This window comes from Tunturiibacter empetritectus (genome assembly GCF_014201375.1).
GTDB lineage: Bacteria > Acidobacteriota > Terriglobia > Terriglobales > Acidobacteriaceae > Edaphobacter > Edaphobacter lichenicola_D.
Genome location: NZ_JACHDZ010000001.1, coordinates 865,186 through 885,161, shown reverse-complemented (window position 1 = coordinate 885,161; position 19,976 = coordinate 865,186). Strand labels below are relative to the sequence as shown.

19 protein-coding genes are annotated in these 19,976 nt (G+C 56.8%); 8 read left to right on the top strand and 11 right to left on the bottom strand.

From position 1 onward, the window contains the following. Nucleotides 1-180 precede the first annotated feature (180 nt). On the bottom strand, nt 181-1,074 hold the full coding sequence (gene rsmH, locus HDF10_RS03860; RefSeq protein ID WP_183810608.1) for a 16S rRNA (cytosine(1402)-N(4))-methyltransferase RsmH: 894 nt from the start codon (nt 1,072-1,074) through the stop codon (nt 181-183). 45 nt (nt 1,075-1,119) lie between these two features. Further along, nucleotides 1,120-1,581, bottom strand: a complete 462-nt coding sequence (locus HDF10_RS03855; RefSeq protein WP_183810606.1) for a division/cell wall cluster transcriptional repressor MraZ — start codon at nt 1,579-1,581, stop codon at nt 1,120-1,122. A 402-nt stretch (nt 1,582-1,983) separates the two neighbouring features. On the opposite strand from HDF10_RS03855, the gene HDF10_RS03850 reads away from it, so the two are divergent. Further along, the gene (locus tag HDF10_RS03850; protein WP_183810604.1) at nt 1,984-2,196 is read left to right on the top strand and encodes a hypothetical protein; all 213 of its coding nucleotides are present in this window, start codon (nt 1,984-1,986) and stop codon (nt 2,194-2,196) included. 29 nt (nt 2,197-2,225) lie between these two features. Further along, nucleotides 2,226-3,197: an IS1595 family transposase gene (locus HDF10_RS03845; protein WP_183810602.1), complete on the top strand. Its 972-nt coding sequence runs from the start codon at nt 2,226-2,228 to the stop codon at nt 3,195-3,197. Nucleotides 3,198-3,741: 544 nt separating this feature from the next. On the opposite strand, the gene HDF10_RS03840 is transcribed toward HDF10_RS03845, so the two are convergent. After that, nucleotides 3,742-4,272: a DUF2127 domain-containing protein gene (locus HDF10_RS03840; protein WP_260177593.1), complete on the bottom strand. Its 531-nt coding sequence runs from the start codon at nt 4,270-4,272 to the stop codon at nt 3,742-3,744. Nucleotides 4,273-4,529: 257 nt separating this feature from the next. Here HDF10_RS03840 and HDF10_RS03835 point away from each other — a divergent pair, with 257 nt between their 5' ends. Together HDF10_RS03835 and HDF10_RS03830 are read left to right on the top strand one after the other, a co-directional pair. Beyond that, nucleotides 4,530-5,084 carry a fasciclin domain-containing protein gene (locus tag HDF10_RS03835; RefSeq protein WP_183810600.1) on the top strand — a complete coding sequence of 185 codons (555 nt, stop codon included), beginning with the start codon at nt 4,530-4,532 and terminating at the stop codon, nt 5,082-5,084. Nucleotides 5,085-5,216: 132 nt separating this feature from the next. Next, nucleotides 5,217-5,765, top strand: a complete 549-nt coding sequence (locus HDF10_RS03830) for an SRPBCC family protein (RefSeq protein ID WP_183810598.1) — start codon at nt 5,217-5,219, stop codon at nt 5,763-5,765. Nucleotides 5,766-5,848: 83 nt separating this feature from the next. On the opposite strand, the gene dxs is transcribed toward HDF10_RS03830, so the two are convergent. Beyond that, the gene (dxs, locus tag HDF10_RS03825) at nt 5,849-7,738 is read right to left on the bottom strand and encodes a 1-deoxy-D-xylulose-5-phosphate synthase (protein ID WP_183810596.1); all 1,890 of its coding nucleotides are present in this window, start codon (nt 7,736-7,738) and stop codon (nt 5,849-5,851) included. A 264-nt stretch (nt 7,739-8,002) separates the two neighbouring features. On the opposite strand from dxs, the gene HDF10_RS03820 reads away from it, so the two are divergent. The 3 genes from HDF10_RS03820 to HDF10_RS03810 all read left to right on the top strand — a co-directional run bounded on the left by HDF10_RS03820 (nt 8,003) and on the right by HDF10_RS03810 (nt 12,911). Next, the gene (locus HDF10_RS03820) at nt 8,003-8,806 is read left to right on the top strand and encodes an ABC transporter ATP-binding protein (protein ID WP_183811559.1); all 804 of its coding nucleotides are present in this window, start codon (nt 8,003-8,005) and stop codon (nt 8,804-8,806) included. Next, entirely contained in the window at nt 8,794-10,518 is a 1,725-nt protein-coding gene (locus tag HDF10_RS03815; RefSeq protein ID WP_183810594.1) for a hypothetical protein, read from the top strand. The genes HDF10_RS03820 and HDF10_RS03815 overlap by 13 nt, the downstream gene beginning before the upstream one ends. Before the next feature lie 263 nt (nt 10,519-10,781). Further along, a complete protein-coding gene (locus HDF10_RS03810; protein WP_183810592.1) occupies nt 10,782-12,911 on the top strand; it encodes a prolyl oligopeptidase family serine peptidase in 2,130 nt (709 codons plus the stop codon). A 174-nt stretch (nt 12,912-13,085) separates the two neighbouring features. Here HDF10_RS03810 and pgeF read toward each other — a convergent pair whose 3' ends face one another. After that, on the bottom strand, nt 13,086-13,925 hold the full coding sequence (pgeF, locus tag HDF10_RS03805) for a peptidoglycan editing factor PgeF (RefSeq protein ID WP_311732655.1): 840 nt from the start codon (nt 13,923-13,925) through the stop codon (nt 13,086-13,088). Between the two features lie 289 nt (nt 13,926-14,214). Between pgeF and aroE the strand changes: the two genes are divergently transcribed. Next, nucleotides 14,215-15,795: a shikimate dehydrogenase gene (aroE, locus tag HDF10_RS03800; RefSeq protein ID WP_311732654.1), complete on the top strand. Its 1,581-nt coding sequence runs from the start codon at nt 14,215-14,217 to the stop codon at nt 15,793-15,795. Between the two features lie 85 nt (nt 15,796-15,880). On the opposite strand, the gene HDF10_RS03795 is transcribed toward aroE, so the two are convergent. The 6 genes from HDF10_RS03795 to HDF10_RS03775 all read right to left on the bottom strand — a co-directional run bounded on the left by HDF10_RS03795 (nt 15,881) and on the right by HDF10_RS03775 (nt 19,975). After that, on the bottom strand, nt 15,881-16,219 hold the full coding sequence (locus tag HDF10_RS03795) for a hypothetical protein (RefSeq protein ID WP_260177592.1): 339 nt from the start codon (nt 16,217-16,219) through the stop codon (nt 15,881-15,883). 23 nt (nt 16,220-16,242) lie between these two features. After that, nucleotides 16,243-16,392: a hypothetical protein gene (locus HDF10_RS20790; protein ID WP_260177591.1), complete on the bottom strand. Its 150-nt coding sequence runs from the start codon at nt 16,390-16,392 to the stop codon at nt 16,243-16,245. A gap of 55 nt (nt 16,393-16,447) precedes the next feature. After that, nucleotides 16,448-16,663, bottom strand: a complete 216-nt coding sequence (locus HDF10_RS03790; RefSeq protein ID WP_183810588.1) for a hypothetical protein — start codon at nt 16,661-16,663, stop codon at nt 16,448-16,450. Between the two features lie 309 nt (nt 16,664-16,972). Beyond that, nucleotides 16,973-17,407 carry an ATP synthase F1 subunit epsilon gene (atpC, locus tag HDF10_RS03785; RefSeq protein ID WP_183810586.1) on the bottom strand — a complete coding sequence of 145 codons (435 nt, stop codon included), beginning with the start codon at nt 17,405-17,407 and terminating at the stop codon, nt 16,973-16,975. A 3-nt stretch (nt 17,408-17,410) separates the two neighbouring features. Beyond that, complete coding sequence (gene atpD / locus HDF10_RS03780) at nt 17,411-18,853, bottom strand: F0F1 ATP synthase subunit beta (RefSeq protein ID WP_183810584.1); 1,443 nt, start codon at nt 18,851-18,853, stop codon at nt 17,411-17,413. A gap of 30 nt (nt 18,854-18,883) precedes the next feature. Further along, nucleotides 18,884-19,975 carry a F0F1 ATP synthase subunit gamma gene (locus HDF10_RS03775; protein WP_183810582.1) on the bottom strand — a complete coding sequence of 364 codons (1,092 nt, stop codon included), beginning with the start codon at nt 19,973-19,975 and terminating at the stop codon, nt 18,884-18,886. Nucleotide 19,976 lies beyond the last annotated feature (1 nt).

The window sequence follows — 19,976 nt, the reverse complement described above, 5'->3', positions numbered from 1 at the left end:
TTCAACCAAACCTTGCCACTCTCCTCAACGTACGAACCGGGCCGGGATCGCTATGGAGGAAGGGACTTTTTGTTGCAGAGTTGTCTTTCGCCTGAAAGAAGGTGGGACGACCCCGGCCCGATCACTTGTTTTCTCTATCTATAGACTGCACCATTTTCAGTGCAATAGAGAATCTTGTACCTAAACTTTTTCGGCCGCCCTCATCTTGGCACTGCGCGACCGTGGATTTCTCATCTGTTCCTGCTCTGCCGCTACCACTGGCTTCTTCGTCAAAACCTCAAATACTTTCGCGTCCTTAGCAGCCTTGAACGCATCCTTCACCAGCCGGTCCTCCAGCGAATGGAAGCTGATCAACACCAGCCTTCCGCCCGGCTTCAACAGAGACCCCGCGCTCTTCAGCAGCGATTGAATCTCTCCCAACTCGTTATTCACTCGAATTCGAAGCGCCTGAAAGGTGCGTGTCGCCGGATGAATTTTCTCGCCTTTCATTGGTGGGGCCTCGGCCGATACGATTCGAGCCAACTCTGCTGTAGTCGTAATCGGCCGGGCCCTAACAATGGCTCTGGCGATTCTCCGCGACCTCCTTTCCTCTCCGAATTCGTAAATCAGGTCGGCGAGTTCGTTTTCGTCTTCCTGATTTACCACTTGCTCGGCCGTCTCCCCGCTGCGCGTATCCATCCGCATATCTAACGGGCCATCGGTCCGAAAACTAAATCCTCTGTGCGCCTCGTCCAGCTGCAGGCTGCTTACGCCAAAGTCAGCAAGCAAGCCATCCAGGCTCCCCGGTGCAATCACCCCCGAGGCCTCCGAAAACGCCCTCGGCTCAAACACCAGCTCCGGCATCTCGTCTCCAAGCTCAGCCCGTAAAACCTCAAGCCTTGCTTCAGCCTTTTCCATCGCCTCCGGGTCACGGTCAAAGCCAATCAGCTTGCCTCTGCCGCCCAGCCTCTTCGCAATCTCCAAAGAGTGCCCCGCCAGACCCAGCGTCGCATCAACAATCACGCCGCCCGGCCGCACATTCAAATACTCCAGAACTTCCTCTAAAAGAACCGGCACATGTTGCGGACTCTTCATCTTCACCCGCCTTCCGTGCTGCCCCTGGGGGCCACATTGCACCTGCTAAGCAACTGCCTTGGTCTTATCGGCGAACGCCATCAGATCCGCGTCCGTCAGCTCAACCGCTCCACTTGCTTTCTTCATCTCCGCATCGAACAGCTCAGCATTCACAACTTCCAACAACGTCTGCGACCCCAGAACATTTACCTCGCCCGTCACCTTCGCCAGCTCCCGCAGCTTCTGCGGAATCAGCAACCGGCCCTGCGCGTCCATCTCGGCCATCTGCCCGTAGAAGTTCGTCACGTCCTGAAACTTCTTCCGAACCGGATCCATCGGGGACATCTTCGACAGCGACGCCTCGATCTGCTCCCACTCCTTCAGCGGATAAACCTGCGCCCGCTTCCCATCCATGCTCGTTATGTAGAACTGAGGACCGTACAGCTCATCCACACGGCGCTTGAACTCGGCAGGCAGCTTCAATCTGCCCTTTTCGTCCACACGTGTTGGGTGATTTCCCCGAAACATAACGACCTCGATACCTCTCCCGGCTCATCTTTGGTTCAAAACCAGCTCCGCATCGTAGAATTCTGTTGATAGGGACCTAGTTTGGTCCACCAAACTCCAAAATGTTCTACTTCGCTCCACCAGCATCGCCGAGGTATCCGGCCCTGTAAAGAACTAATTTGTGCAACTTCTGTGTATTTCCCATATCGGGATGTGGAAAACTCAGCTACTTGTGTGTACCTAAGAGGTAACCGCTAGCTGTAGTGTTGGCTCAGTTGATTCATGCCAACTCCGTCACTTGCACACCGCGAATCCATCTGGTAAGCGAAATAAAAGCGAAAACACTAGCTCCCAAATGATTATCCCGTTGACACATGTTGAGTCTAGGTGCATAATCATTTTGTCTTTTCAGGCGGAAAAACCATGAACGATATCGACGCAATCAGGGAAGTTTTGGGAAAGCTGGCGAGCCTTACCGAAAGTCTGGCAAACGAAACGGCAACTTTGCTGGATGACTACGCTACTCGCATTGTGAAGGATTCTCACGCAACCGTTGAACGCGCAAAGAGGATTCGCTCAATCGCTTCTGAGCTACACATAGACGTTCGTAAAGTTCTCGATAAAACGGGTCGCTGAATACGGGTTCCTTCTCTTGAGGTATTTCCATGAATCTCTTTTCCCTTGCTAAGAAATTCCCCACCGAAGAACATGCTCTTGCCTATCTGATGAAGGCGCGATGGCCTGATGGGGTTCGTTGTATGGCTTGCGATCATCCCAAATGCTGGCTGACCGAATCCAAAGGCAAAACTGGTAAACCGCGTCGTCTCTTCCAATGTGCTGAGTGTGGTTGGCAGTTTAGCGCGACCACTGGGACGCTCTTTCACGATTCCCACTTGCCTCTACAGAAGTGGTTCGCGGTCATTGCCCTGATGATCGAAGGCAAGAAAGGCATATCAGCAGCTCAAGTCCAGCGACACATTGGGATGACCTATAAAACCGCTTGGTATGTGTGCCACCGCATTAGACAGGCAATGCAAGAAGAGGCTGATTTTACGGTTGGTGGCCCTGATACGACTGTCGAAATAGACGAGATGTATGTTGGTGGCCGCCGAAGGCTACAGGGTGTAAAAACGCCGTCCAAACCCAATAAGACCGTAGTTGTTGGTATGGCCGAACGACACGGTAGTCTTCACATGCGCGTAGTGCCTTCCAACACTCTCCAGAATCTGCGCCGCGTGTATCACGACCATGTAGACACCGAAACCTCTAAAGTCGTCACAGATGGCAACCAAACATATAAGGGTGTGGTTCCTCGCGCCAAACACCAACAAGGCAACCACGAAGAAGAGATTCGGGACAAAGGCCGCGTTACATCCACGTATACGGTTGAGAGTGCATTCTCACTGTTCAAACGGGGCATTGTGGGCAACTATCACCGTTTGAGTGCTGAGCATCTGGACAGGTATTTGGGTGAGTTTTGCTGGCGGTACAACCGACGAAGGATGCAGCCTTGGTTGTTTGATATGGCCTTGCAAAACCTGACCAAGCGTAAGCCGCTTCCCTACAAACTTCTAACAGATGACGGATTCTATACGTTCAAGAAGGATCTGACTGAGTGGTATTCGGATCAGTTTTAGCCTGTTTGTCCATTTTCTGGACAGCTTTCTTAGCGGCTCTTTCCTTCTTGATCTTGGCGCTAATCTCGGCTTTCGATAATGGATTGATCGCCAGCATTCGGCGCAAGACAGAATCGAACTTGTCCGCGTCTACCTTGATATCGTCCATAGAAAACTAATTGTAGTTTGCAGTAGAGTCATACCCAACTCTCCGCGCAAGGGAGAGTGTTGTAGGACGGCCTAGGCCGAACTCAATCAGGAGTGCTGTATGACTCTACTTGTGGCGTTGGGGCTGGTTTTGGTGTTACTCCACATCGTTGAAGTAATTCTCAAAATCAAATCCAACAACTAAATACGTTCCTCGGCTCTGTCTCTAGGGTCGAGGGCGTGTTTTCTGTCCATTTTCTGGACAAAACTTTTAAGGCGCGATCTATCTAACAACCACAAACTAATAAACTTATCTCAATTTCTCAGCGTTCTCTGAGACGGGGTGTCCGTTCGGAGTTCTGAAATCACAGATGATTATCCTTCGTGTTTTGTGCGACATGTGTGTAAGGGATAATCACTAGCTCCCACCCAGTAGCTTCTTCCGCCGAAGCAGCCAAACCAGGTACGCAAGCACTGCCAAGTTGATAACCAGCAGGCTCAAGCGAAACCCATCCGGCCTTCGGACCAGCTCATACAACTCCCACGGCAGAAAAGAGACCGTCAAAATCAGCGTCAGATACTCCGCCCACACCTTCTCCAGCAGCAGTCCGATCCCCTCGGTCAGAGCCAATGCAGAGTAACCGAACGTCCCTACACTGATCTGCCTTAACCGATGCGCATCGATCAGGTCTGCCTTATGGAGCAACAAAGCAACCAGCCGGCTCTCAGGGTCAAACCTCAACTTCAGCGCCAGCCGCGTCACCTCATCGCCGACATCTTTATGAAGCAGGTGAATCGCACCCGCACCGATAAAGAAGAAGAAGATCGCCTTCGCCAGTTTGAACAGCCCGATCAGCATCAAGCCGCGATCGTGCACACCGGCCGGGTGGTCCCCCTGCTCCCGTGCCTGTATCAACCCTCGACTACTGATTGGCTCTTTCACCATCATCCGACCTTCAGTTGACGAGGACTCGATGGAATTGTCAACGCCCCCTTCGTGTCACGCACATCTTTACCCCATCAACATCTTCTCGCTAACTGTTACGCACACCCAACAGACCTCGCAACGCTGCCTCTTGCAACGGCATATGACGAGCATGATGGAAATTAGACCAATCCAGCCCCAGCAAGCGCACGTAAATGCTTATGAGTGCCCCTGCAGGGAACGAGCTTCTGGAAACCATCACTACCCAAAGGATAATCACAATGAAGAAGACATTTCTAGCCACCCTCGCAGTAGCCGCCCTTGCAGTCACCTCACTCACCGCGCACGCCCAGAAAGACCCCGAAGTCGGCGGCGCTCCCATGTACCCCTCCAAGACCATCGTCGCCAACGCAGTCAATTCACCCATCCACAAGACCCTCGTAGCTGCGGTCAAAGCAGGCGGCCTGGTCGACACCCTCAACAGCCCCGGCCCCTTCACCGTCTTCGCTCCAACCGATGATGCGTTCGCCAAGCTCCCCGCCGGCACCGTCGACACTCTCGTCAAGCCCGAGAACAAAGACACGCTGGACAAGATCCTCACCTACCACGTCGTAGCAGGCAAGATCTCTTCGAAGGAACTCGAGAAGATGATCAGCAAGGGCGGCGGCAAGGCCACCCTCAAGACGGTTCAGGGTGAAGATCTCACGGCCACCATGTCCGGCGGTAACATCATGTTGACCGATGCCAAAGGCGGCATGGCCACCATCACCACTGCCGATGTCTTCCAGTCGAACGGTGTCATTCATGTCATAGACACCGTCCTCATGCCTAACTAAGTGTCTTCCTCCGCAATCCCTTGAGGCGCCTCACAACGAGGCGCCTTTTTTTCTCATCACACGAAACCCGCTCCGATTTGCAGCCCGCATCACTCGCGCTCTCCTCAGCAACACGCTATAACCAACTCAGCGATGCGCCACACCTTCCACTCCAAGCAGTGGCTCCCCTACCCTGTCGAACTAGTCTTCGTCTTCTTCTCAAATCCCGAAAATCTCCCACGTCTTATGCCCCCTTGGCAGAAGGCCCGTATCGAAAAAATCTCCATCGCACCCCCACCCCGGCAACCCGTTGATTACTCCGGACTCAACAGTATCGCTGCGGGTGCTGGAACGAAGATCACCCTCAGCTTTCGCCCGTTCCCATACTCCCCCATGCGAGTTTCCTGGGACGCAGAGATCTCCGAGTTCACTTGGAAAGAGCACTTCTGCGACCAACAACTCCGCGGCCCCTTCGCCTACTGGCATCACTGCCACCAGGTAAAGTCGGAGACGCGAACAGAAGATTCCGCGAGCCCCACGCCGGGCACTCTGCTCGAAGACAAAGTCGACTACGAACTACCGCTGGGAAAATTTGGAGATATCGCCAACCGCCTCTTCGTCATCTCTCAGCTTCGCAGCACCTTTTCCTATCGCCACGCCCGCACAAGCGAACTGCTTGCGCTCCTGGCCCATCATCTTTGAAGACCGCCTCAATGGAATGACCGTAGACGTTGTTAAGGAAGTACGGGCCGCGTATTACGACCCGTATCCGTCAATCCTTCTACCTAGTGCTTGGCCAGAACCTGCTCCATCATCTTGCTGAGATAAGGTCTCGATCTCTCAAGCGCCGCCTCGGCCGTAAGGCCATACTTCTCTCGCAGTGACTCCATTTTTCCGTGCTCGATAAACGCATCCGGCCAGCCCACTCTCACCACCGGAACCTGCAACTCAAGTTCGTTCAGGGTCTCCATCACGGCAGAGCCAAACCCACCCGCAAGGACATGATCCTCTAACGTAATCACCAGACCACAGCGACCACCGAACTCCCCGACGCAATCCCGATCTACCGGCTTCGCAAAACGCGGATTAATCACCGCTGCAGAAAATCCTTCCAGCTTCAACATCTCCGCCAGGCGAACCGCCTCCGGCAACATCGCACCCAGGCCGAAGATAGCGACATCCACACCATCGCGGATCACCTCAGCCTTGCCGATCTCGAGCGCCACCGGTTGCTCCTTCACTACAACGCCCTGCCCAATCCCACGCGGATATCGAATCGCGCTTGGCCCTTCATGCAGCATCGCCGTATACATCATGTCGGCAAGCTCGTCTTCATCCTTCGGCACCATATGCACCAGGTTCGGCACACTGCGCAGATAGCTGATATCGAACAACCCATGATGCGTCGGCCCATCATCCCCACTCAAACCGCCGCGGTCCATGCAGAACACTACGGGCAGATTCTGCAGACAAACATCATGCACTACCTGATCGAAGGCCCGCTGCAAAAACGTAGAGTAGATCGCGCAAAAAGGCTTATACCCCTTCGTCGCCATGCCCGCCGCAAAGATCACCGCGTGCTCCTCAGCGATCCCCACGTCGAAGTACCGTTTCGGATGATGCGGCCGAAAAAGATCGAGCGCCGTGCCGTTCGGCATCGCAGCGGTAATTGCCACAACCTTATCGTTCGCAGTAGCCAGCTTCGTCAGCGACTCAGCAAATATCTCAGAGTAGGTCTTCTGCCCCGCAGGCTTGGTCTCACCGGTCTGCGCGTCGTAAGGTCCCAGCCCGTGAAACTTCTTCTGCTTCTCAATCGCAGGCTGAAAACCTTTGCCTTTTTGAGTAATCGCATGCAGTACTACCGGCTTATTCTGCTGCTTCAAAAAGTTGAATGTCTCAATCAGCAACGGCAGATTGTGTCCATCGATCGGCCCGAAGTAGCTCAGCCCAAACTCTTCGAAGAGCGTGCCCGGCCCAATCAAACCCTTCGCCGCCTCTTCCGCCTTACGAGCAACATGCCGCACCGTCTTACCGCCAAAACGCTCCAACAGATCGGCCGCTTTATCGTGCAAACTCGAGATCGTAGGATTCGTCACGATCTTGTGGAAGTACTCCGCAATCGCCCCCACGTTCTTATCGATCGACCACGCGTTATCGTTCAACACCACGATCAATCTCTTGGTCTGAGCCGCAATATTGTTTAACGCTTCAAACGAGATTCCATTTGTAAACGCGGCATCCCCCGCCAGAGCGACGATGTGTTCCTTCCCACCTGCCATGTCGCGGCCAACAGCCATCCCCAACGCCGCACTAAGCGCTGTCCCGGCATGCCCCGCTCCATAGCTGTCATGCTCGCTCTCGGTGCGCAGCATAAATCCATTCAAACCACCAGGCTGCCGAATCGTATGAAACAGCTTCTCTCGCCCAGTCAGCAGCTTGTGCACATAAGCCTGATGACTCACATCGAAGACAAAGCTATCCGTCGGGGTGTCGAATACATAGTGCATCGCCAGCGTCAGTTCGACGACGCCAAGATTCGGACCGATATGTCCGCCCGTCTTTGCCACCCCCACAATCAGCCGCGCCCGAATCTCCTCTGCCAACTGGGTCAGCTCCGCAATCGAAAGCTTCTTCACATCCGCGGGAGAGTTAATTGTCTCGAGAATCTTACTCATTCAAAACCTGTCTGCAGTCTCGCTAACCGGCCGTGCGTCCTGCCCAAAACCCAGCTACATCCCCAACCCGGCTAAATGAGCTGACTTTTAAGTATACCAACCCACAACTTCACGTGTTGCATCTTTCAACCTCGATTCTTAGACCTCGAATCCCGTTGTTCGCTCTCTCTCGCACCATCAATCGGCGGAATGCCGCCCACAGACGACCCCACGCACCCTGAATTTGCCTCTGCCGGCACATCCATTGCGATATGCTTCCCACACATGGTCCCCGCCGTCACCACCACAGGCCTCACCCGCCGCTTCGGCGAATTCACCGCAGTTCAAGACGTGAACCTCACCGTCGCTCCCGGCCAGTTCTTCGGTTTCCTCGGTCCCAACGGCGCAGGCAAATCCACCACCATCAAGATGCTCACCGGCCTGCTCGCCCCGACCTCCGGCTCCATCCAGATCCTTGGCCTCGACGCCGCTACCAACCCCATCGAAGTCAAGCGCCAGATCGGCGTAGTCCCCGAAGGCCTCGCCCTCTTCGGCCGCCTCACCGCAGCCGAATACCTCCACTTCGTAGGCCGCATGTACGGCCTCGACGCCGCCACCACCGCCGCCCGCACCACCGAACTCCTCGACTTCATGAGCCTCGCCGGCGAGACCAAAAAACTCATCACCGACTTCTCCCACGGCATGCAGAAAAAGCTCGCCCTCGCGGCCGCCGTCATCCACGGCCCCCGCATCCTCTTCCTCGACGAGCCCTTCGAAGGCGTCGACGCCATCGCCTCCGGCACCCTCAAAGCCATGCTCCAGGGTATGATTGCCCGCGGCGCCACCATCTTCCTCACCTCCCACGTCCTCGAGATCGTCGAGCGCCTCTGCACTCACATCGCCATCATCGATCGCGGCCACCTCATCGCCAACGGCTCCCTCGAAGAGCTCCGAGCCGGCGTCCAGGCCCGCAACCCCGAAGGCAACGGCAACAACCAGATCCTTACCCTCGAGCAGATATTCCTCAGCATCGTAGGCGGCGATCCCGCGATCGCCCCTCCCGAGCAGGAGCTCTCATGGCTGGGCTAACCGAGACCCCAAGCCAAAGCCAATCTCCAAATCATCCCTGGACCTCCGCCCAGAGCCGAGCCCAGTTCGCCGCCCTCGCCCAACTTCGCTGGAGCATCTTTCGCAACGCCTTCCGCCGCAAAGGTGGAACCGGCGAACTCATCGCCCGTATCCTGATCTTCCCCTTCCTCGGCCTCATCGCCATCTTCCCCATCCTCGGCGCAGGCGTCGGAGCCTACGTTCTCGTCTCCACCGACCGCCTCGCCATGTTCTATGCAATCACCTGGGGAGTCTTCCTGCTCTGGCAGCTCGTCGTCCTCAACATCTCCGCTCCTGGCCTCAGCTTCGACATCAACACCATCATCCGCTTCCCCATCAGTTTTCCTCGCTACCTCCTGGCACGCCTCTTCTTCGGTCTGCTCTCCGCGGCCAACGTCATCGGCACCCTAGCCATCATCGCCGCCGACATCGGCATCGGCGTAGCCAAACCTTCGCTAGTCCCCTGGGCCACTCTTGTCCTCATCGTCTTCGCACTGGCTAACATCTTCTTCACCCGCATGGCCATCACCTGGGTCGAGCGCTGGCTCTCCACCCGCCGCGCCAGCGAGATCTTCACCGCCCTCATCATCTTCGGCTCCCTCGGTTTCCAGTACATCAATCTAACCTTCAACCCAGCCTTCCACCACGGTCACCAGGCCAGCAAGCTTCCCCTCCTCATCAAGATATTCAATCGCATCCGGCCAGTAGCCAATCTCCTGCCTCCCGGCCTTGCCGCCACGTCCATCGTCAGCTCTGCACAGGGACGCCACTTCACCGCCATCGCATCTCTCCTAGGCCTCGCCGCCTTCGGATGCCTCTTCCTGGCCGTCTACGCCTGGCGTATGCATCGCGAGTTCCGCGGCGAAAATCTAAGCCAGGTCTCCCACCAACCCGCAGCAACCCGCATCCCTGCGCCGCAGCGCATCTCAGGCTTGCCGTCAGCAACAACTCAACCCACCCGCAGCCCCTTCAGCCTCAGCCCCACCCTCTCCGCCTGTCTCCGCAAGGAACTCCTCTACCTCCGCCGCAACACCAACCAGCTCTACGGCTTCATCGCCCCCGTCTTCATGGTCTTCCTCTTCGCTACCCGCATGGGAGCCAGCGGCACCGGCGGCAGCCTCGTCTTCCCAGCCGCCGTCGCCTACTCCCTCCTCGGCGTCTCCATCCTCTCCTACAACGGTCTCGGCATGGACGGCCCCGGCGTCCAGTTCTACTTCATCAGCCCCACCCGCCTCCGCGACGTCTTCCTCGCAAAGAACCTCATCGGCTTTCTCCTCAGCCTTGTCGAGTTCTTCCTCATCTTCGGAGTTCTCGTCCTCAGCACCCGCACTCCATCTCCGCTCATCGCCCTCGCGACCCTCTGCTGGCTCCTCTTCGCCACCTTCACCAACGGAGCCATCGGCAATCTTCGCTCCCTCAGCGCACCAAAAAAAATCAACCTGTCGAAGATCAGCCGCCAACAGACCTCTCAACTCAGCGCCCTGATCGCATTGGGCGTTGTTCTGGCCTGCTTCGGCATCGGCTTTGCCATCGTCCTCCTCTGCCTACACCTGCACCGACCGTGGCTCATGATCCCAGTTCTCCTCGCCCTCGCCCTGGCAGCCTTCCTCTTTTACATCCGGGTTCTAAACCGTCTCGACGTAATCGCGCTGAACCATCGAGAAGCAATTGCCGAAGAACTATGCAAGACCTAGTGTCCGAAGTCTAGGCGAAGCCATATTAAGCCAGCGAGCCCGCATTAAAATGCCTTTGCTGTCATCCTGAGCGACGTCGAACGGGGAAGGATCCCGACGAACTCCGCCGGCCCAAACCTCAATCCCTCCGCCCACCCCCTCACGTAGTTGTCCATTCTTTATCGCTCCCAGAAGGTTCATGACAAACCCCAGACAACACCTGCGCTACACTGGCTCTCTTCGCACACCGTGAGCAAAGAAGTATCAGGAAGGAAAAAGACAAGATGCAGCTTAGGAGCCGCAAGACCGCTGTCCTTATCGCATTCGCAACAACAACCATCTTCGGCTCGATTCACGCCACCGCCCAAACTCCCACCGAGCAGCCAGACAAATATCAGTGGCTCGAAGACGTCTCCGGCGGCAAAGCCATGGCCTGGGTCAACGAAGAAAATGCTCGTTCCGCCAAAGTCCTGCAGGCCGACCCACGATACCCCGTGCTCGCCGAAGCAGCGCTCAAAGTGCTCGAATCGCCCACCCGTCTCCCCTCCCCGGACTTCCGCGTCGGCGAGATCTACAACACCTGGCAGGACGCCCAGCACGTCCGCGGCATTCTCCGCAAAACCTCACTCGACAGCTACCTCACCGACCAGCCCGAGTGGCAGACCGTCATCGACTACGACGCCCTGGCCGCAAAGGACAACGAAAAATGGGTAGAGAAGGGCCTTAACTGCCTCTACCCCGGAGACGGCCTCTGCATGGTCTCTCTCTCCGCCGGCGGCGAAGACGCCGACACCCTCCGCGAGTTCGACCTCAAGACCGGCAAGTTCGTCGAAGGGGGCTTCGTCCTGCCCAAGTCCAAGCAGGACGTAACCTGGGTCGACCAGGACACCCTCCTCGTCGCACGTGACTGGGGCGAGGGCACCATGACTCAATCCGGCTATCCCTTCGTCATCAAGCTCTGGAAGCGTGGCCAGACCCTCGACCAGGCCAAAGAGGTGTATCGCGGCACGCCAGCCGACGTAGGAGTCAACGCAGCGGCAATTCACGACAGCCAGGGTCACGTCGCCGTAGTCCTCAACCGCGGAGTCAACTTCTTCGAGCGCGAGACCTTCCTCTACACCGACAGCGGCCCAAAGAAAATCTTCGTGCCCGGCAAGTCGCGGACTCACGGCATGCTCGACGGCCAGCTCATCGTCGAACTCAACCAGGACTGGAAGCCCGAAGGCCAATCTAAAACCTTCCCTCAAGGCTCAGTCGTTGCACTTAACCTCGAAGCCGTAAAGAAGGACCCAGTCCACCTCAAACCCACCGTCGTATTCACTCCCACATCAGAAGAGTTCTTCCAGGAGTCGGCCACCACCAAAGACCATCTCCTCCTCACCACGCTCGACCACGTTCAAGGCCGCGCCTACATCTACACCCACGAAGCCAACAACACGTGGGCGCGCAAAAAGCTCGACATCCCCGACAATCTCAGCGTCAGCATCGCCACCACCAACACCTCCGACAATAAGTTCTTCCTCGAGACCACCGGCTTCCTGACGCCCTCCTCCCTCCTTCTGGGTGACGCCGCATCAACAAATCTAAAATCCGCCAAAACTCTCCCAGCCCAGTTCGACGCCTCCAATCTCGTCGTCGAACAGCTCCAGGCCACCTCCAAAGACGGAACCAAAGTCCCCTACTTCCTCGTCCGCCACAAAGACATCAAGTACGACAGCTCGAACCCCACTCTCATGAACGCCTACGGAGGCTTTCAAGTCTCCATGACGCCCACCTACAATCCCATCCTCGGCAAGCTCTGGCTTGAGCGGGGCGGCTCCTTCGTCCTCGCCAACATCCGTGGAGGCGGCGAGTTCGGCCCCGCCTGGCACGACGCCGGCCTCAAGACCCACCGCCAGCGCATCTATGACGACTTCGCCTCAGTTGGCCAGGACCTTTTCACCCGTAAGATCACCTCTCCACGTCGCCTGGGTATCGTTGGCGGCTCCAACGGCGGCCTCCTCATGGGCGTCGAGTTCACCCAGCACCCCGAGATGTGGAACGCCGTCGTCATCCAGGTCCCACTGCTCGACATGATCCGCTTCGAGCACATCGCCGCCGGAGCCTCCTGGGTCGGCGAATACGGCACCGTCACCATCCCCGAGGAGAGAAAGTTCCTCGCCCACATCTCCCCCTACAACCAGCTCAACCCCAACACCACATACCCCGAGCCCCTCATCTTCACCACCACCAAAGATGACCGCGTCGGCCCCGTCCACGCCCGCAAATTCGCCGCACGTCTCGAAGAGTTTCACAAGCCCTTCTTCTACGACGAGATCGTCGAAGGTGGACACGCTGCCGGAGCGAACCTCAAAGAGCAGGCCAACACCCGCGCCGAACAATACACCTACCTAACCCGAAAGCTCATGGACTAGGATGTATCGGCCCATAAGACCCAAATGATCTGTGCGGAAGTGCGCCCTGCGCGGGCCGCGGAAAGAAAGATGGCTCGCGACCAACGGGAGCGCCAACCGAAGGGGTATACAAGTCACGAAGTGACCGCCGCCCGCGCAGGGCGCCCGTCCGGCAGGACAGAGCGCCTTTCAGAACTAACCAGCCACACCCACCACGCTCAACATCCTCCCCGCAACACCCTTCTCCCCACGATGCGAAAAGTACTTTAGCTCCCCCGCAGCATCGACCGAACAAGCCGTACACTCTCCCACCACAGTGATCCGCTCCTCGCCCACTCCAGCCTCCACCAGCTGCCTGCGATTCGCCTCCCAAAGATCCAGATACAGCTCAGCCCCGCTCACCCGGAAGAGCTCCTCCCCATACGCAAACCGCTCCCCAAACTCCCGATGCACCTCCCCACCCACCGAGTAGCAGCAAGCCCCAATGCTCGGCCCCACCGCCGCCTCCAGGTCCTCCACCCGCGACCCATACTCAGCCGTCATCATCGCCACCCCACGCTCCACAATCCGCGCCACCGTCCCCCGCCATCCCGCATGAAACGCTCCCACCGCTCTCTTCTCCCGATCCACAACCAGCACCGGAACGCAATCCGCAGTCCCCACCCCCACCAACACACCCGGCACATTCGTAATCAGCCCGTCCCCCTCCAGCACCGCCCTCCCTTCCGCCGTCTGCAGCTTCCCCTCGAGCGCCCCATCCCCCTCCCGAACAATCCGCACCACATCCGAGTGAACCTGCCTCAATCCCACCAGCAAAGAACCACGTTTGTTCCACAAATCACCATCAACACACCGCACAAAACGCACCCGATTTTTCACCACCGAAGCCGCCTCATCCTCCTTCGTCCACCCCAGATTCAGCGTTTTTCCCCCATAAACCGGAGAAACGCCTCCACCCCGCGTACTGAACCCGTGCCGCAGCCACCCGAGCCCGTCCCACGCCTCAACCCGCACCATCTCAATCCGCTCACTCACACTAACCCCTTTACTTTGAACGACTACCCCACCCGCAAACCACCGCCAAGTGTGTCGAAAAGCATCCTTACTCTCCAATGTTATCGCCATCCCTTCAATAAACAGTCCCCTGTAACATTCCTTAATACATAGAGTCTATTTTTAGTACCGCAATTAGGCTTGTCGCATCAAAAAGACGGAAACAATTGATGATGCAGGGGCACGAACTAACCCCCTTATATTTCAACAAAAATTTGCATCCTTCCCCGCGGGTCTGTAATATACCGCGATTGTAGACATGAGAGTGAATGTGCCCACCGTAGCCCCCCAGTTTCTTCGTTCCCGTATCGGTAAAGTCTGCGTGCCCATCATTGGTGCCACGCCTGCCGAGATGCTTGAAAAAGCCAGCGCCGTCGTCAAGGAGACTCCTTTCCTCGAGTTTCGCCTCGACTACCTGGAGAAGCCTCTCCTCGCCCTGCCTAAGCTGAAGCACTTCCTCAGCGAAAATACCGCAGTCACCGCTATCGCGACCTGCCGCCGCGCAGCCAACGGCGGTAAATTCTCCGGCAACCTCGCCGCTGAGATGGAGATTCTCGCGAAGGCAGGAGCCTCCGGCTTCCACATCGTCGACCTTGAGCTCGAATCCGCTGAGAGCCTGAAAAAAGGCGAGCTTCAGAAGCTTCGCGAAACAGGCGTCGCGCTCATCGTCAGCCACCACGACTTCACCGCAACCAAAGATCTCGACGGCATCTTCAAACGCATCGAGCCCTTCCAGCCCGACTTCATCAAGATCGTTCCTACGGCCAAAACTCTAACCGACAACGTCACCCTCATGCGCTTCATCGAGCGTATGGACGATCACTCCAACATCGTCGGCGTCTGTATGGGCGATGCCGGCATCATTTCGCGCGTCCTCGGACTCCGCGCCGGCTCTGCTTTCACCTTCGCCGCAGCCACCGCTGGCGAAGAGACCGCCCCCGGTCAAATCGCCGCCCGCACCCTGATCGAAACCTATCGCATCGATCAGGTTGACGCTGCCACCAAGGTCTACGGCGTCGCCGGCAACCCCATCCGCAGCTCACTCTCTCCAATCATGATGAACACGGCCTTCCGTCGCGAGACCGTCAACGCCGTCTATCTCGCGCTTCAGGCCAGCAAACTCTCCGATCTTCTCAAACTCGTCCATGAGATCCCCATCCAGGGCCTCAGCGTCACCATGCCGCTCAAGCAGGAGATTATGGCGCACCTCGAGAAGACCGATCCCCTCTCGGCCAAGATCGGTGCCTGCAATACGGTCCTTCGCCAGGATGGCAAGCTCTACGGCTTCAACACCGATGTCGCCGGCATCACCGGGCCCATCGAGAAGCGCATGTCCCTTCGCGGAGCAAAGGCCCTCGTCCTAGGCGCCGGTGGAGCGGCTCGCGCCGCAGTCTTTGGAATGCGCGACAAGGGAGCAGAGGTCTTCATCCTCAATCGCACCACCGAAACAGCGCAGAAGCTGGCGAAGCAGTCCGGGTCAAAGACTATCAAGAAGGACGCCCTCGCCAAGACCACCTTTGACGTGATCGTAAATGCGACTCCCATCGGCATGACCGGCATCAAGAGCGCGCCGATCCTCGAAGCTGAAGATCTCAACACCAAGTTGGTCTTCGATCTCGTCTACAACCCACTCGAAACCCCGCTCCTCCGTCTCGCGCGCCAGCAGAGCATCCCCATCATCACCGGCATCGAGATGTTCGTACAACAGGGAGCGCGCCAGTTCGAGATCTTCACCGGCAAACCTGCTCCAGAAGAGGAGATGCTGCGCGTCGTCATCCACGCTCTACGCCAACAGGCCGAGTCTGCCACCGAAACCCCGGCACCCAAAGCAAAGACAAAAAAGGCATCCTGATCGATCTCCTCCAAATAAATCGGAGCCCGTCAATAGACCCAAACTAATCCAGAGCAATCCGGGTTAGTTTTTTTGCCTTCAAATCTCACGCGTCATGGCATCCGGTCAGCACAGAAAAAGGTACCCTCAGACTCAAACGATCGATCGCAGCCTGAACCAGTTCTCGCACCTTCAAGGGTGTGACATCAAGAAATCGGGTCACCTCGTTCTCAGAGGATCGCAGAACGAGCTTCAGCATAAATGCCAGCCGCGGTAGGTCAGGCAACTCGCCAAGTGTGCTCGGTAGATAAGTAGCATTCTCGTCGTCTTCCTTGCGTCCCAGTCTTAGCCCAGCAATCGCCTGCGTAATCAGGGTCTCTCGCGCTTGGCTATAGGCCAGCGTAGGGCTCATTGCATCAAAAGGAATCGCGTCTAGTTCTGCCATAGTGCGTAGAATCGCCTCTACAACTAACCGGTGGTCTGCCACGAGATACCAGGCGTAGCGAACTCGTCCAGATGTTCGAGGAACAGTAAGTACCAGGCAGCGTTCCTCCCAACCTTGCTGGACAATTGGGATTCTCGTAGAACCGCATGTGGCGTAATGAATGAAGTCGACATAGTTGCTCTCCCGCTACCTAACCGTTAGCGCTCCGACAACGCGTAGGGCACCTCGTCAAGCGGCTCGTCGATTCAGTTCCACAGCTTTGCCGATGACCAGAGTTTTTCTTGTCGCGACGCTCACGCTGAAGATTTCCAGCATTTCGTTGGTAGTGTCCTGCACACGAGTATTCGGTCGGTGCAAGCTGCGAGTTCCTTTCGCAACGAGCCTGCACAAGAGATAACGGTTCGGCTCACGAGCCAACGCTTCGAAGATCAGTTCAGAACGCATAGGCAACTCCCCCTAGTGACTTGCACCGTTCTTGCGATCGCCCATGCTCTTGAATGAGAGGCGTTGCTTCCTTCGGCGTTACTCTTCAAACTTCCATTGCAGGTTTGATACTCGACACCAGCATTTCGCTTCTCTTTCCTTTATTTTTCTATGAAAAAGTAGCAATTTTTGACAAGTTGGAATCGATCGTTGCCAACGCAAGCTGAGTTATCACAGGCAAAAGCTATCCTGGCCGTGAAACACCACCCCTTTTGGGGCAAAAAAAACCGCCCATTCAGGCGGCTTCTCAATCTATCGTTTAGAAATTATCTAGCTGCGCTTACCCTGTGCCGAGGCGATCTTCTCTTCCGCCTTCCGCGTGATGGCGTTGGCTTCGTCATACTTCTCGCCATCGTCGCCTGCCTCATTCCAAAGCTTCTGCCCCTCTTGAAGCTCCTTCTGGGCCTCTGCGGTATCAATCTCATTGGGATGCAGCGCGGTCTCCGCCAGTATCGTCACTCGCTCCGGCAGCACCTCCACAAAGCCCCACGCCACAAAAAACTTCTGATCGCCTGAGCTGCCACCATGTAACCGCACCTCGCCCGCACCAAGCTCTGCAAGCAGGGGCGCCGCACCATACAGCGCTTCCAGATAACCGGACATCGACGGCAGCTCCACCGCCTCCGCCGTCGCATCCAGCAGAACACGGTCCGGCGTAACCAGCCGAACCGCTAACAACCCCGAATTGCTCGTCGTCTCTGCCATTGGTTATGCCGTCTGCTTCATCTTCTCTGCGGCTGCAATCACGTCTTCGATTCCGCCCTTCAGATAGAAGGCCTGCTCTGGAATATCGTCGTGCTTGCCTTCAATGATCTCCTTGAAGCTCCGAACCGTATCCGCAACCTTGACGTAAGCTCCCGGAATACCTGTAAAGATCTCAGCCACATGGAACGGCTGCGACAGGAATCGCTGCACCTTACGCGCACGCGCCACGGTGATCTTGTCCTCTTCCGAGAGTTCGTCGATACCGAGAATCGCGATGATGTCCTGCAGATCTTTGTAGCGCTGCAGAATCTTCTTCACACCCTGCGCCACATCGTAGTGCTCCTGCCCGACAACGCGAGGAGACAGAATGCGCGAAGTGGAAGCGAGCGGATCGACAGCCGGGTAGATTCCAAGCTCAGACAGCGGACGCGAAAGAACAGTGGTTGCATCCAGGTGAGCAAAGGTTGTCGCCGGAGCCGGGTCGGTCAAGTCGTCCGCGGGCACGTACACAGCCTGCACCGATGTGATCGAACCCTTCTTCGTCGAGGTGATCCGCTCCTGCAACTCACCCATCTCAGTCGCAAGGTTTGGCTGGTAGCCTACAGCCGAAGGCATACGACCAAGCAGAGTCGAAACCTCAGAACCTGCCTGCGTAAACCGGAAGATGTTATCGATGAACAGCAGCGTATCCGCTCCCTCTTCATCGCGGAAGTGCTCCGCAACCGTGAGGCCAGTCAGCGCTACGCGAAGACGCGCCCCTGGCGGCTCAGTCATCTGTCCATAAACCAGCGTCGCTTTGCTCTTCGGCAGATCCTTCAAGTCGATAACGCCAGACTCCTGAAACTCGACCCAGAGATCGTTGCCTTCACGAGTACGCTCACCCACGCCGGCAAACACCGAGAAGCCTCCGTGCTGGCTCGCGACGTTGTTGATCAGCTCCTGAATGATGACGGTCTTGCCGACGCCAGCGCCGCCAAACAGACCAATCTTTCCGCCCTTCAAGAACGGTTGAATCAAGTCGATGACCTTGATCCCGGTCTCGAACATCTCTTCGCTGGTCGACTGCTCGTCAAACGCAGGAGCCTGCCGGTGAATCGGCATGTGCACCTTGGCGTTGACAGGGCCCAGTTCGTCCACAGGCTCACCGAGCACATTCAGCACGCGGCCAAGCGTCTCACGACCTACCGGCACCATGATGCCCGAGCCGGTGTCGATCGCCTTCATCCCACGAACCATCCCTTCAGTAGCGACCATCGCGATGCAGCGCACGCGGCCTTCGCCAAGATGCTGCTGAACCTCAACAACGACATCCAGCGGGGTGGGTACAACGAAGCCTTCGCTGACGATGCGAATCGCCTGAAAGATAGGCGGCATGTGCGACTCTTCGAACTGAATGTCAACGGCCGGTCCGCTGATCGAAATTACTTTGCCAATATTCTCTGCCATAGGTCTCTTTCGTTGTCGCAGCCGCTGTACTTATAGAGCAGCCGCGCCACTCACAATCTCAATAATTTCCTTCGTAATTGCTGCCTGACGTACGCGATTCATGGTGAGGCTCAGGCTGTCGATCAGATCGCCTGCATTCTTCGTCGCAGCATCGGTTGCCGTCATACGCGCCGCGTGCTCTGCAGCAGTGGATTCCAGCAAAGCATGAAAGATCACTGTCGTCACATAACGCGGCATCAGGTGCCGGAAGAGCCGCTCCGGCGACTGATCGAAGATGTAGTCGACATCGGCGGTGCCAAACTTCTTGGCTTCTTCTTCCATCTCGCTGGCTTCGGGCACGTGAACGCTGATGCCTTCGGACTGCGCTGCCAGAACAGCAGCATCACGCTCTTCCTGAGTCGGCTCCTGAGAAGACTCAACGTTGTGAACTCCAAGCTCGACAATCGGCAGCAGCTTTTCCACCACTATCCGCTGCTGCAACACCGACTTGAACTCGTTGTAGACGAGATAAACAGAGTCAATCTCAGACCGTTCGTAACGTTCGATGATCGAGTGCGCCAGCTTGGAGACAGCCTCAAACTCGGTCTTGACTAGAAGATCCGGATGCTCGGCGGCAACCTCGATCTGAGCCGCGCGGTGGCGGATCGTGTCGTAGTGTATCGCGAGATCGTTGTCGTAGTGCTCTTCCGTCTTCTCGTAGTTCGCCGCCGGAAACTTCCTCTTGTAGAAGCCAATCGCCTTTTTGCCAATGGGCTCAAGATCGATGTTCTGCCCCTTTGCTACGCGAGCGTCGATGAACTTCTGCGCTGCTTTCCCCACATTGGAGTTGAAGCCCCCTGCAAATCCCTTGTCGCCCGCAATCACGACGACAAGTACGTTCTTCTCTTCACGCTCGATGAGCAGGGGATGAAGAATCTCGCCGGTCTGCTCGTTGTAGATATCGGTGCGACGCACCAGGGACTCAAGCACATTGATAAGCATCTGCGCATAGGGTCGCGCCTGCATGGCACGCTCCTGCGCCCGGCGCAGCTTAGCCGCCGAAACCATCTTCATGGCCTTGGTGATCTGCCGCGTGTTCTTCACACTGCGGATGCGACGCCGTAAATCGAGTACGTTTGCCATG